The 13,240-nt window shown below is 65.6% G+C and carries 13 protein-coding genes; 5 read left to right on the forward strand and 8 right to left on the reverse strand.

What is annotated here, in order from left to right; genetic code table 11:
* The first annotated feature begins 3 nt into the window (after nt 1–3).
* Nucleotides 4–1,560, forward strand: coding sequence for an NAD(P)H-hydrate epimerase (locus ACKFR8_RS08535; protein ID WP_408929780.1), 1,557 nt, complete (start codon nt 4–6; stop codon nt 1,558–1,560).
* Between the two features lie 161 nt (nt 1,561–1,721).
* On the opposite strand, the gene ACKFR8_RS08540 is transcribed toward ACKFR8_RS08535, so the two are convergent.
* The 3 genes from ACKFR8_RS08540 to ACKFR8_RS08550 form a co-directional block, all read right to left on the reverse strand.
* Nucleotides 1,722–2,546, reverse strand: coding sequence for a YwaF family protein (locus tag ACKFR8_RS08540; RefSeq protein ID WP_408929781.1), 825 nt, complete (start codon nt 2,544–2,546; stop codon nt 1,722–1,724).
* Between the two features lie 96 nt (nt 2,547–2,642).
* Complete coding sequence (locus ACKFR8_RS08545; RefSeq protein ID WP_296133975.1) at nt 2,643–3,290, reverse strand: ABC transporter ATP-binding protein; 648 nt, start codon at nt 3,288–3,290, stop codon at nt 2,643–2,645.
* Complete coding sequence (locus ACKFR8_RS08550; protein ID WP_296133973.1) at nt 3,290–4,285, reverse strand: FtsX-like permease family protein; 996 nt, start codon at nt 4,283–4,285, stop codon at nt 3,290–3,292. The genes ACKFR8_RS08545 and ACKFR8_RS08550 overlap by 1 nt, the downstream gene beginning before the upstream one ends.
* A 115-nt stretch (nt 4,286–4,400) precedes the next feature.
* Here ACKFR8_RS08550 and ACKFR8_RS08555 point away from each other — a divergent pair, with 115 nt between their 5' ends.
* Genes ACKFR8_RS08555 through ACKFR8_RS08565 form a run of 3 tightly spaced genes read left to right on the forward strand, consistent with a single transcriptional unit; the run spans nt 4,401 to nt 7,210 of the window.
* Entirely contained in the window at nt 4,401–5,558 is a 1,158-nt protein-coding gene (locus ACKFR8_RS08555) for a sensor histidine kinase (RefSeq protein ID WP_408931009.1), read from the forward strand.
* An 11-nt stretch (nt 5,559–5,569) separates the two neighbouring features.
* The gene (locus tag ACKFR8_RS08560) at nt 5,570–6,187 is read left to right on the forward strand and encodes a response regulator (RefSeq protein ID WP_408929782.1); all 618 of its coding nucleotides are present in this window, start codon (nt 5,570–5,572) and stop codon (nt 6,185–6,187) included.
* A 6-nt stretch (nt 6,188–6,193) separates the two neighbouring features.
* Complete coding sequence (locus ACKFR8_RS08565; protein WP_408929783.1) at nt 6,194–7,210, forward strand: NAD(P)-binding domain-containing protein; 1,017 nt, start codon at nt 6,194–6,196, stop codon at nt 7,208–7,210.
* A gap of 1 nt (nt 7,211) precedes the next feature.
* On the opposite strand, the gene ACKFR8_RS08570 is transcribed toward ACKFR8_RS08565, so the two are convergent.
* On the reverse strand, nt 7,212–7,763 hold the full coding sequence (locus ACKFR8_RS08570) for a VanZ family protein (protein WP_408929784.1): 552 nt from the start codon (nt 7,761–7,763) through the stop codon (nt 7,212–7,214).
* A gap of 87 nt (nt 7,764–7,850) precedes the next feature.
* Between ACKFR8_RS08570 and ACKFR8_RS08575 the strand changes: the two genes are divergently transcribed.
* Nucleotides 7,851–8,816 (forward strand): acrylyl-CoA reductase family protein, encoded by a 966-nt coding sequence (locus tag ACKFR8_RS08575; protein WP_408929785.1) that lies wholly within the window; start codon nt 7,851–7,853, stop codon nt 8,814–8,816.
* A gap of 283 nt (nt 8,817–9,099) precedes the next feature.
* On the opposite strand, the gene ACKFR8_RS08580 is transcribed toward ACKFR8_RS08575, so the two are convergent.
* From ACKFR8_RS08580 to ACKFR8_RS08595, 4 genes are read right to left on the reverse strand one after another with little or no spacing between them, the layout of a single operon-like run.
* A complete protein-coding gene (locus ACKFR8_RS08580; protein ID WP_408929786.1) occupies nt 9,100–9,297 on the reverse strand; it encodes a hypothetical protein in 198 nt (65 codons plus the stop codon).
* A 52-nt stretch (nt 9,298–9,349) separates the two neighbouring features.
* Nucleotides 9,350–10,057, reverse strand: a complete 708-nt coding sequence (locus ACKFR8_RS08585) for a response regulator (RefSeq protein ID WP_296133962.1) — start codon at nt 10,055–10,057, stop codon at nt 9,350–9,352.
* Nucleotides 10,054–12,651 (reverse strand): ATP-binding protein, encoded by a 2,598-nt coding sequence (locus ACKFR8_RS08590; protein ID WP_408929787.1) that lies wholly within the window; start codon nt 12,649–12,651, stop codon nt 10,054–10,056. The genes ACKFR8_RS08585 and ACKFR8_RS08590 overlap by 4 nt, the downstream gene beginning before the upstream one ends.
* A gap of 33 nt (nt 12,652–12,684) precedes the next feature.
* Complete coding sequence (locus ACKFR8_RS08595) at nt 12,685–13,236, reverse strand: potassium-transporting ATPase subunit C (RefSeq protein WP_306507878.1); 552 nt, start codon at nt 13,234–13,236, stop codon at nt 12,685–12,687.
* Between the last annotated feature and the right edge of the window lie 4 nt (nt 13,237–13,240).

Consider the following 13,240-nt stretch of genomic DNA (forward strand, 5'->3'; position numbering starts at 1 on the left):
GGTATGCGCCCTGCTTATACCGTTGCCACCGTCCGCGCCGCCGAGGAGCGGCTGCTAGCCCAGCAATCAGAGCCAGATCAGCTCATGCGGCTGGCTGCCGCGGCGGTGGCGGATGCGGCCGGCACCATGCTGGCCGCGCGCCCCGGCGCGGTGCTCATCCTGGCCGGCCCGGGCGGCAATGGCGGCGATGGCCTCTACGCCGGCGCGCTCTTGGCTGAGCACGGCGTGGAGGTTCACGCGCTAGTCACCGACAAGCACCACGAACCGGCGCTGGCAGCCTTCCGCGCCGCGGGCGGCACGGTCCTTCCGTCAGACACCGAGCTGCCGTCAGGCTGCGCGCTGCTTATCGACGCCATCGCGGGCCTCGGCTCTGCCCGGGGTTTGAGCGGCACCGCGCTTTCGCTCTACCGCCGCGCCACTTCTGCCGGGGCCGCAGTTCTAGCCGTCGACGTGCCCACCGGCGTCGATGCCGACACGGGAGTCTGCGCTGCGGATGCCGTCCACGCCGATGTCACCGTCACCTTCGGTTACCCGCGCTTGGGCCACGCGCTGGCCGCCGAGTGCGGGCAGGTTGTGGTCGCTGACCTGCATCTTCCCGGCGAAGTGCCTTCCTTCGCCGAAACCCTGGCTGACCTCGATGAACCCGCCGGCTTCCTTGCCCACGAACCTACGGTGGTCTCGCCGTACGCGTGGAACCAGGGTGGACCCTGGCCGGTTGGCTGCACCGGCCCCATCACCGATCCCACCCCGGGTGCGCACTCCGATAAGTATTCCGGGGGCGTCGTCGCCCTGGCTGCTGGCAGCGAGACCTATCCGGGTGCGGGAATTCTCTGCGCCACCGCGGCGGTACGGGCCACGCCGTCGATGGTGCGCTTCATCGGTGACAACACCATTACCTCGCTCCTGCCAGAGCTGGTCTGCCACCCAGATGTCGCCTCCGCCGGGCGCGCCCAGGCGTGGGTCGTGGGCCCCGGCCGAGGCACCGACTCCGCGGCGGCCAGCGAACTGCGCAAGGTATTGGCGCAGGGCCTGCCCACCGTTATCGATGCCGACGCCCTCACGCTTCTGGCGCGCAACACCTCCCTGCGCCAGAAAGTCACCAACCACCCGATGACCATCCTCACCCCGCACGAGGGCGAGTTCACCCGCCTCTTTGAGGCCACCTTCTCAACTGAGCCGTCCGCCGCGTGGGGTGATGCCCTCCACCAGCTTTCTGAGGAACTGAACAGCATCATCCTGCTCAAGGGCCGTCTGACCCGCGTCACTGCCCCGGGCCAGCCGCTCTATTCCTTCAACGCTGGCCACTCCTTTGCCGCGACCCCGGGTTCCGGGGACGTGCTCTCCGGGATCCTCGGGGCAGTCATCGCCCAGCTTTCCGCCAACACTCCCGCCGCGTCCCCAGCTGAAGTCATCATGGAGGTCCTCCACGCCGGGGCCATCCACGCTCACGCGGCAGCCATCGCGGCCGAGACCCCCGACGGCCTCGCCCCCTGCTCCGCCTCCCAGATCGCGGCGGCCATTCCGCAGGCCATCGCGCGGCTCCTCAACGCGAAGCGTTAGCTCCGTGGCCCGGCGCTAGCTCCGCAGCAAGGTACGTTTCGATCAAATAGCACCCCAAGAATTCGAAGATCTGGGACCTTATTTGATCGATCCGTACCTAGCCGCCACCGTGTAAGTACGTTTTCGCAACGAAGTCCTCGAATTTCGCGATTTTCGGACCACTATCTACGAAAACGTACCGTGGCGCGGCGCAGAATACCGGATGCGGTACCCACAGACTTGCGCATGAGCCCGCGTGGGCCCACCGCCACCGTGCCGCGGCGCAGCGAGGTGTTTTCCCACGGCCATGTCATTCCGGCCCAGGCTGCCATGACGGCGAGGGTCTCCACCGCGATGTAGCCGGGCCAGGGGCCGAACAAATTGATGATGGAAGGGCTGCCCGGCGCGTGATTGAGGAAGCCGTAGTTGCCGTCGGTCTTGGCATTGACTGCCATGGCGATTGCCATCCACACGGGCGTGACCTTGACAGCGAAGCGGTAGCCCTTCCACGTCGGCCGGTAGCCCAGGCCAAAGGTCAAGCCCAGCGGCACGGCCAGTGCCACGATGTGGAAGAACCAGTAGGTAGCAAAGCGCAGCCAGCGTGGGGAGAAGTAGTAGATGACGTCCGGGGTGATGATGGCCTGCGGGTTAAGGATGATGCCCCAGAAGTACGTCAGGGTCAGCGCGTGCTCGTTGCCGGTGATAAGTCCCAGCGCCAAGATGGGACGCAGCACATCGCACAGGTGCAGAGGGAGGGACTCGCGGATGTCGAATTGCTTCGGGTCCAGGGAGATGACCGTCCACGCGGTTCCCAGCACCAGCAGGGCCCAGCCCACCATCTGGCGGGCAAACTTTTCGCGGCTGGTGCCCCGCACGCGGCGCGCGGCCACGATGAAGATTCCGCAGGCGGCAACGGTGATGGCCAGCATGAGCGCATGCAGCGGGGTCCACTGCTGCATGCGCTCATAATCGGTCGGGGTTACGCGGGGGCGTCGGGGGCGAAGCATATCGGGATAACAATGTACTCGGTGCCGGCCCCGCGCGGGCGCCCAGCGGGGAATTAGTTCCTTGAATTAACTACTGGGGGCGACCGATGGGGGTATTTAGGCCGCCACGTCGGCGTACGCGGACAGCTTTCCGTCCTTGACCTCCACGACGCGGTCAGCGTAGTCGAGCAGGCTGCGGTCGTGCGTGATGAACAGCGTGGCGGTGCCGAAATCATCGGTGACACCGCGCAGGAGCTTGGCAATCTCGCGGGAGAGCTGGGAGTCGAGGGCAGAGGTGGGTTCGTCGGCAAGCAGCACGGAAGGCTGGCCCATGAGCGCGCGCGCAATGTTGACGCGCTGGCGCTGCCCGCCGGAGAGCTGGTTCATGCGGCGGTTGCCCAAGCCCTCCAGGCCCACGAAGCGGAGCAGCTCATCGGCGCGGTCCTGGCGCGGCTTTGTGCCGGCGATGTGGTCGATGATGAGCAGCTGCTCGCGGGCAGTCAGGGACGCCAGGAGGTTGGCCTGCTGGAAGATAAGGCCGCGGGTGCCGTGCATCTCAACAGTTCCGGAGTCCGGCTCGATGAGGCCAGCCGCCACGGAGAGCAGGGTGGACTTGCCGGAGCCGGATTCGCCGATCACGGCGGTGAGCTCGCCGGGCCGCACATCCAGGCTCACGCCGTCGAGGGCGGTGATGCGGGACTGGCCGTCCGGGTAGGTGACCACGACGTCGCGGAGGGACAGGGCGGGAGAAGTAGTGCTAGTCATTAGGCGTTGCCTCCTAGGGCATCGAGCGGGTTGATCTTGCTAACGCGGCGGGTGGCCAGGAAGGCGCCGGCGATGCCGAGCAGCCAGATTCCCAGCGCGGGGACGATGACGGTCATCACGGAGACCTCGAAGGGCACGGTTCCCTGGGCGGCCAAGCCCAGCAGCCAACCGACGAGCGCGCCGGCGGCAACCCCGGCGGCCAGGATGATCGCGGCCTGGGCAATGGCGTCCTTGAGCAGGTACGTCACGCTCGCGCCGAGGGCGCGCAGGATGGACAGGTCGCGGGTGCGCTGGATGGTCCAGATGCTCAGAAAGGCGATGGTGACCAGCGCGGAGATGCCGTAGAGGAAGGCCTGCATGGTCAGCAGCGAGCCGCGCTCAGAGCTGTATGCCGGAAGACCAGACAGCGCCTTGCCCATGGACACGGAGGTCTCCGTCGGGGCGTCGGTCAGCAGCGCTACGCCTACTACGCCCTCCGGGGCGTGGGAGACCTTCTGCCAGGTGGCGGTGTCGACCCATACGACCGGGGAGTGGGAGTAGTACTCATCCGGCACCGCGCCGCGCACGTCCAGGTCGACGCCGCCGAGCATGCCCTCTGCGGGCGAGCTCAGGGACTCATCGATGGACTGGCTGAGCACCATGCCGCGGTCTGGGACCAAGGTATCGGTACCGGGGATTTGCGTACCGGCCGGCAGGCCCAGAACGGCCACGCCGCCCTCGCCCTCCAGTTTGGTCTGGGTCGCGCCCAGCGGCAGCCCACCGACGGGCACTTCGTCGGCGTAGATCTCGGACTCCGTGAAGGACGGCTCCTCAGTGGAAAAGGTCACGTTCGGAGTCTGGGCGGCCAGCGCCTCGAGCGCGGAAGTATTTTGCTTGGACAGGCCTTGGGTGAGGCCGGACAGCATAACGAGCAACAACGTAATTAGAGCCACGACGCCGCCGATCAGGAAGAAACGACCGCGGGCGGTGACTATCTCTCTCAATGCAAGGAACATGGTATTCATACTGGTCGCGGGCGTGCAGAAAGTAATCGGGTACCTAGTTGAACCTCCAGTCAACCAGTCGGTTGATTCGCGCTCCCCCACCTAGGCGATAGGCTGGTGCGTCGTGATGATGCGCACCAGCCTGTGGACCGTTGGCCTCCACGTCATGTTCGGATTCCTACTGGTCTTCGGCGTGCTTCGCGCCTGGGCCGATAGCCGCCTCGATGCCCGGGTGCTCGGGCTGTCCGTGGCGCTCGCCGTGGTGTATGCGGCCTTTGCGGCCTACTCCGCCCGCCGGCGCGTATCCCCCGTGCCCACCACCCTGTGGCTCGCGGCACTGTGCATCCTGTGGATCGGGCTCATGGTCCACGCCCAGGACTTCATGTGGCTGGAATTCCCGCTGGTCTTCGTCTTTGTGCACGCCCTTCCCTTCTGGCCGGGCCTTGTGGCCAGCGGGGTGCTGTGGGCCATCGCAGCCTTCATCCCCGCGTGGCTGCACCCCCAGTTCTGGACGGCCGCCGCGGCCATTGGTCCCTTCATCGGCACGTGCTTCGCCGTGGCGGTCTACCATTCGGCCCGCAAGATCCAGGCGGAGGCGACGCACCACGCGGCCGTGGCCAAGCAGCTGCAAGAAACCCAGGAAGAACTGGCCGCCAGCGAGCATCAGGCCGGCCGACTGGAGGAGCGCGAGCGCCTCTCCCGCGAGATCCACGACACCGTAGCGCAGGGGCTTTCCTCCATCGTGCTGCTCAGCCGCGCCGCCAAGAACACCACGGATCCGGCGGAGACCACCGCCCAGCTCGAGCTCATTGAGAAGGTGGCGCGGGACAACCTGGCGGAGGCCCGCCGCTTTGTGAAGGAGCTGGCCGCGCCGACCTCCACGCTGGATGAAGGGCTGCGCGCGCTGGTGGACGAGCTGCAGGCCCAAGCCACCGGTCTGGGCGTGAGCACCCGCTTCGACCTCAAGCTGCTGGGCAGCGCCCACGTGCCTGCCGAGTACACGCACGTGCTGCTGCGCTGCGCGCGCGAGGGGCTGACCAACGTGATGAAGCACGCGCACGCCGACCGCGCGGTGGTCACCCTTGGCTCCTATCAGGACGCGGTGACTCTCGACGTCGTCGATGACGGCGACGGCATCAACAGCCCCCGCGGCTTCGGCCTGACGGGCCTGGAGCAGCGCGTTCGCCGCGTCGGCGGGGAAGTCCAGGTAGAATCCTCCCCTGCTGGTACCGCGCTGGCGGTGCGCATCCCGTTGCGTCCGGCCGAGCGCCCTCAAGACCACTGAAGGAGACAACGATGGTCACCGTCATGCTCATTGATGACCACCCCGTGGTCCGCGCCGGGCTACGCGCGATCCTCAACACGTTCCACGACATTGAGGTGGTGCTCGAGGGCTCCGACGGCTCCGCGGTGGAACAGCTCGCGGAAGCGGATGCCCCGGCTATCGACGTCGTGGTGTGTGACATCCAAATGCCCGGCGTCGATGGCATCGCCGCTACCCGGCGCGTGCGCGAGCTTGATGGCCCGCCGGTGCTCATCCTCACCACGTACGACACGCAGGCTGATATCCTCGCCGCGGTAGAGGCCGGGGCCTTGGGATACCTGCTCAAGGACGCCCCCGAGGAGGCCCTACACACCGCGGTGCTCGATACCGCGCAGGGCAAGCGGACCCTCGCGCCGGAGGTGGCCAACCTGCTGGCGGAGCGCCTTACCCAACCGGATACGGCGCTGTCTGCCCGCGAACTCGAGCTGCTCCAGGCCCTAGCCACGGGCGAGTCCAACAAGCAGATTGCCAAGCGCCTGTTCATCTCCGAGGCCACCGTCAAGACGCACCTCATTCACATCTATCAAAAGCTCGGCGTCGATACCCGCACCGCAGCGGTCTCCGCCGCCCGCGAACGCAAGCTCATTTAAGTAGATATGCATACCTTCGACTGCATCGTCGTCGGCGGCGGCCAATCCGGCCTGGCCACCGGCTATTACCTGCGCCGTAAGAAGCTGGACTTTACCATCCTGGACGCCAACCCCGTCCCCGGCGGCGCGTGGCAGCACGTGTGGGAGTCCCTGACCCTCTTTAGTGATTCGGCCTCCTCTGCCCTGCCGGGCTGGCCCATGCCGCACCACTCGGGCTTCCCGCCGGCCGCCCACGTGGTGGACTATCTCACCCGCTACGAGCAGCGCTACGACCTGCCGGTTCAGCACGGGGTGACCGTAGACACCGTAGACGCAGTGCTTGCCCGCGCCCCCTTCTTCCACCTCACCACCTCCCACGGTGAGTTCCGCGCCCGCACGGTCGTGGCCGCCACCGGCACGTGGACCGCGCCCTTTATCCCCTACTACCCCGGCGCGTTTGCCGGCCGCCAGTGGCACACGGCCACCTATCCGGGTCTTACTCCATTTCTCTCCGCGGACCGGTCGGACCGGCGCTGCGCGGTGGTCGGGGCGGGCAACTCCGGGGCGCAGATCGCCGCCGAGCTCGCCCTCGCCGGGGTGGACACGGCATGGTACACCCCGCACCCACCGCGCTGGATGCCGGATGACGTGGACGGTCGCGTGCTCTTTACCCGCAACCGCCAGCGGCTTCTGGCCCAGCTGCGCGGCGAGCCAGACCCGGGCCCTGTCTCCGACCTGGGAGATATCGTCATGGTCCCGCCAGTCCTGCGGGCGCGTGATGCGGGCCTCCTGCGCGCTTCGCCGATGTTTGAGTCGCTCAGTGAACTTCATGGAGTCACCGACCTCATCTGGGCCACCGGCTTCCGGCCCGCCCTGCGCCCGTTCGCCGGCCTGTTGAAAGACGGAAAGCCCACGGTGGAAGGCTTCTTCCCCGTGGGCTATGGCTCGTGGACCGGACCGGGCTCGGCCACGATTACGGGCGTATCGCCCTTCGCGCGCGAGACCGCCCGGCGCGTGGCTGAGCTGGTCTCCCGCGGCCAGTAAATCACGTCAGCAACACCGCCGCGCCCAGCGCGACCACGGCAACCGCCAGCACGAAGCCCAGGCGGTTGAGCACCTTCATGCGCTTGTCCAGGCTGAGCCGCCGCATCAGCAGCGCGCCGATGACCGCGCCCACGGTGTTGTAGATGAGGTCGTCGACATCGCTAAAGCCCAGGGCAAAGACGTACTGCGTGGCCTCAATGCCCATGCTCAGCGCCGCGCTGGCGGCCACCGCCGGCAGCAGCCTGCCGCGCGTGGCCACGCAGAGGGCTGCGGCGAGCGGCACGAACAGTGCGATGTTGCCGAACATGTCGGTCCACCCGCCGTACCACACCGAGGCGGTCTCGAAACCGGTGAACGGAACGAGGTTAACGTCGCGCACCGCGTGGGCGGTGCCGTCGACCACGCCCGGGATGTGCATAAAGGGCTTGCCCAGCGTGGCCAGCACCACGGTGGGTAGCGCCAGCGCGGTGACCAGGAGGGCGTCGCGAAGCGTGTGCTCTTGCGGCGCCGCCGGGGCCAGGCGGTTGTGCGGGCGTGTAAGTGTCGTGGTCATGGCTCTGACAGTATCGGCGGTTTCTGGGTGGTGCCAGGGGCGTTCGCTGGCAAAACGCTGCATCACATTGTCGGTACCATGGTGGCCATGAGCACACTGATTGTCACCCGTACCGAATCCGGCGTTTCCCACTCCTTCCAGGACGAACCAGTCCTGGCGGAGGGAGACACGCTGGTCAACGTCCAGCACTCTTCCCTCAATTACAAGGACGCGATGGCCCTGGAGGGCGACAAGGGTGTGATGCGCATCGACCCGCTGGTTCCTGGCATCGACGTCGTGGGAACGGTGGCAGAGTCCACGGATGAGCGCCTCTCCCCCGGCCAGCTCGTCGCCGCTTTTGGCGACGGCCTGGGGGAATTCCGCCACGGCGGCTACACCACCCAGCAGCGCGTCAACGGTGAGGCCACCATCCCGGTTCCGGAGCGCTTTACCGCGTTCGACGCCGCCGCTATCGGCACCGCCGGCTACACTGCGGCCATCTGCGTGAACCAGCTGCGCACCCACGGCACCACGGAGGGCCACATCCTGGTCACCGGCGCCACGGGCGGCGTGGGCTCCATCGCCGTGCAGCTGCTCAAGTCCGCCGGCTACGAGGTCACCGCGGTGACCGGCCGCGTGGAGTCCCAATCGGAGTACCTCACCACGCTGGGGGCGGACCACGTCCTCGACCGCGCAGCGCTCTCCGAGACCGGCCGTCCGCTGCAGAAGGCGCTGTACGACGGCGCCGTGGACACCGCCGGTTCCACCGTCCTGGCCAACGTTCTGGCGCAGGTGCGCTGGGGCGGCGTGGTTGCCGCCACCGGCATGGCTGCAGGCCCGGATCTGCCCGCCTCGGTGCTCCCCTTCATCCTGCGCGGCATCGTGCTGGCTGGCGGCAACTCCGTCGACGCGCCGCGTGCGGTGCGTGAGGCCGCCTGGCAGCTTCTCGACGAACACTTGGACCTCGAACTGCTGCACTCCATCACGGAGACGGTGCCGCTGGCCGAGGTCGCGGATGCTGCCCGCGAGCTGCGGGCCGGCACCCGCCACGGCCGCACGGTGGTGGAGATTTAATTGCGCTAGTGAACGCGGTGTGACAGGGCTTCGTCACCCGTGCCGGGGGCGGAGCCCAGCTTACCCGAAGTGTCATTGTCGTTGCCCTTTCTTAGTAGTGGTTATTTCTGGCCCGGCACAGGCACAGCATTGTGGCCTGCGCTTTCGGTGGCGGTGTCTGCCGTCTGACCTGCAGCAAGCGCGTTCGGGGTTCCAGCAGGATGATGCCCAGCACGGCCCACCCGAAGAGCCCAATCTGGATGGAGGAGTATCCCTCGTATCCTTCCCTCGCGATAGTGATGTTCTAATTGACCAGGAAGTAGACCAGCAATAGCGGGGTAGCGATGAAGGTCAGGACCTGCCAGAATTTGTTGATTTTAAGGTGAGAGACTGCATTGAGGTGCTGCTGGATCTCGTTGCGGCGGCCGGTAATCCAGCCCACGACCACCAGTGCGCAGATGGAGCCAAAGACGATACCCAGGTTGTTGGTGAACTTATCCATGATGTCCAACGTGATCTACGACTACTCCGAGTAAGCCGCACCCCGGCCCGCCCTACTCCGGGACCACGAAGCGGTAGCCTAAACCGGGCTCCGTTAATAAGAAGGCCGGGTGGGCCGGGTCATCCTCCAGCTTACGGCGCAGTTGAGAGGTGTAGATGCGCAAGTAGTGGCTCTGGCCCTCAAAGCCTGGCCCCCAAATTTCAGCGAGCAAGTCTTCCTTGCGCACCAAGCCACCACGAGCCCGCAGCAAGGTCGTGAGCAGCCCCCATTCAGTGGGCGTCAAGTGCAGCGGTTCGCCGCTTTTCGTGATGGAATGGCGAGGCACGTCGATGACCACGTCGCCTGCCTGCACGACGGTGACCTCTGAGCGCTGGGCAAACTGCTGTGGATTACCGTGGCGCAGTGCCACCCGCACGCGCGCGAGTAGTTCTTCCATGGAGAAGGGCTTTGTCACGTAGTCATCCGCGCCCCTGTCCAAAGCCGCGGCGCTAAAGAGCGGATCGGAGCGTGCCGTCAGGATGATCACCGGAACCGCGGACCATCCCCGGATACCTTCGAGCACCGTGGAACCATCCATGTCTGGCAAACCCATGTCAAGAATGACGACATCGGGCTGTGTCTGCGACACCGCCTGCAGGCCTTGGGCACCGGTCGTGGCGGGATGTACCTCGTAGCCGCGCGCCTTGAAGTTAATGCTCAGGGCATTGAGCAGGCGCGGGTCATCATCAATGATGACAATGCTGGTTTTCTTGCTCGTCATGTATGTTCTCCTCCCGCAGCTGGGAAACTCAGCGTAAACGTTGCGCCGGGAGTGGTATCGACCTCGATATTACCGCTCATGGCCTCCACAAACCCCCGCACGACGGACAATCCGAGCCCGACCCCGTTCTCGTTGCTCGTATCCCCCAAACGCTGGAAGGCCGTGAACAACTCCTCCTGCTTTTCGGGCGGAATACCCGGTCCTTCGTCCGTGACGCTGAGCTCCACGCGCTCCTCCACGACCCGGGCGCTCAGCATCACCTCCCCCGTCGGCGCATACCGCAGGGCGTTGTCGAAGAGGTTAGCCAGCACGCGCTCCAAGAGCGTGGCATCCGCACAGCAGGTCACCCCGCGCAGGTTGGGCGCCAACTGAATACGGCGGATTTCTTCACGGGTGTGTCCGAAGGCGCACGAGGCAATGGCGCGGTTGGCCACCTCTTCCACCTGTACCGTCTCCCGGCGCGCCGTGATTGCTCCGGCCGTGAGCCGCGAATAGTCCAACAGGTTAGTCACCAGCCCGGTCAGCTCTTCGATGCTCGCAGCAGTCTCTGCCAAGAGCATCTCCCGATCCTGGGCGCTGAACTCAATGTCGGCATTGCGCAGCGATGATACCGCCAACTTGGCTGTCGCCAGCGGGGTGCGCAAATCATGGCTCACACTGGACAGGAGCGCGCGGCGCAGCTCATCCGCAGCGGCGATGGCGTCTGCCCGGGCGGCTTCAGCGGCGAGGCGCTCGCGGCGAACGATACCCGCGAGATACCCCGTGACCACGGTGACGAGCCCGCGATCGCGAGCAGACAGGGCGGGCCCTTCCATCCGCAGCTGCACCGTCCTATCTTCACTGGCCACTACCGTTTCTACCCACTGCTGAGTCCGTGGTTTCGCCGGAATGCGCACGTGCGTGGACGTGCGCTCGGCGACAGGCGCGCGCCACGTCGCGAGGCTATCTCCTTCAGCATCGAGCAACACGGCCGTGTGGCAGCCAAAGGCCTCCCCTACCTTGCACATGACAACATCCTTCGGTGAGACGTCCGCGCGGCGGTTCAGCGCAGCACGAGAAAACACCGTGAGCAGCTCTGCATCGCGCGCGGCGACGGCCGCGTTGGTGCGATCGATTTTTGCCCGGCGCACCAGCATGCCCACGGCCAAGGCGATGGCCACCATGACCACGACGATGACAGCATTGGCAGGCTCCGCAATATCGAAGGTGTACAGCGGCTCAGTAAAATACCAATTCACCGCCAAGCCTGAGGCTATTGCCACCGCCACCGCGGGCCACAGCCCCGCGACGAGGCTGACCAGCAGGATGAGAGCGAAGTAAAACGCCGAACACGTGCCAGTTCCCAGCTCTGCACCATCAATCGCGACAAGCAGCGCTGTCAGCCCCACAAAACCCACAACTGAGCCGAGCCAGGCGATGGCACGTTGTGGGAATGGCCGGAACGGGTGCAGCAGGCGTGTTAAAGGAAGGGGTTTGTCCGGCGGCAGGTTGATGATGTGGCAGTCGATCGTGCCCGACTCCCGCAATACCGCCTCAGCCACGGTGCCATGCCAGTGCACGCCCCACCGCCGGCGGGGAGAAACCCCAAGAACCAACTGGGTGGCGTTGACACTGCGCGCAAAGTTAAGCAGTGCCTCCGGGACCGAATCACCCGTGACCTGATGCAAGCGCGCGCCCACGTCGTTGGCCAAGGTCTGCAACCTCGCCAGCTGTCGCGCGGATCCCGCTACAGAGGACGTACCCGAGGCAAAAGAATCACCAAAGACCACGTGCACCACGTGCAGCTCCGCCGAGGATTTCGTCGCGATACGGCGCCCGCGGCGAATGAGGGTTTCCGCATGCGCCACGTTCTGGATAGCCACCACGACGCGCTCGCGCGCCTCCCACGTCTCTGTAATTTTCTGGTCAGAGCGGTAGGTAATGAGCGCCTCGTCGACTTGGTCTGCCAACCACAGCAAGGCCAGCTCACGCAGCGCGGTGAGGTTTCCCACACGAAAATAATTGCTCAGGGCCGGTTCGATACGGGCCTCCCGGTAGACCTGCCCGTCCCTCAGACGGGTTCGCAACAGCTGCGGGGAAACGTCGACAAGCTCAATCTCATCTGCGGCCCGCACCACCTCATCCGGCACTGTTTCCTGCGGCGCAATGCCCGTAATCTGCTTGATGACGTCATTCAGGCTCTCTACGTGCTGGATATTCAACGTTGATATCACGTCGATTCCGGCATCCAAGATCTCCTCGACATCTTCCCACCGCTTCTTGTGCTCCTCATCGCGGGGGTTGGAGTGCGCGAACTCGTCGACAAGCGCAATGTCCGGGTGCCTGTCGATGACAGCCGTAGTATCCATTTCACCCGCGGACAGCCCTTCGACGGTCCGCCGGGGGATAACCTCGAGCCCCTCACACAGAGCCTTCGTGTAGGCGCGCCCGTGGTCTTCCACGATGCCCACTACAACATCGCGCCCGTGGTCTCTTAGCGTGTGCGCCTCATTGAGCATGGCGCAGGTTTTGCCCGCGCCGGGCGCGGCACCCAGAAGAATCTTCAAGGTACCGCGTTTGCGCCGCGGGGCGGGCGCGCTTGCTTCGGTCATCATTACTTCATCTTAAGTGCTCGTATGAACTCATCTTTATGCGCACGGCGTCGGCGTGGGAAGCGACATGTTGAGTGTCGTCACATTAACCGCATCTTCGCCCAGGAATCCAAGGCTGGCGTGCTCAGTGTTATCCGCGATAAGTTGTTCTATTTCTTCCACGCTCAGGCCCTGTTCGCGAGCCACGCGCGGGGCCTGCAGCGCCGCGTATTCGGGGCTGATGCCGGAATCCACGCCGGAGCCGGAGCCGGTGAGGGCATCGGCCGGCACCTCCTCCGGGCTCACGCCCTCCCGCTGGGCAATGCTCTCACGCCGTTCCGTGATGGACTTCTCCAGCTCGGAGCTGCTCGTGCCGTAGTTGCTCATGCCTTCCGCACGAGGGAAGAAGTACGGCCCATCCGTGAGCCCATCCTGAATCTGGCTGGATCCCACGAGGCACTCGCCCTGGTAAATAAGGTTGCCGTCGGCGGAATCCGGTGTGATGCGAGAAATCGCCCAGACGGCCGCCGGATAGGCCATGCCGAGTGCAACGACGCACAAGAACACAGCGACGAATCCGGCGATGAGGTTACGCATGTAGACACGCATTGAA

Origin of the sequence: Corynebacterium axilliensis, assembly GCF_046097495.1 — a bacterium.
Taxonomy (GTDB): domain Bacteria; phylum Actinomycetota; class Actinomycetes; order Mycobacteriales; family Mycobacteriaceae; genus Corynebacterium.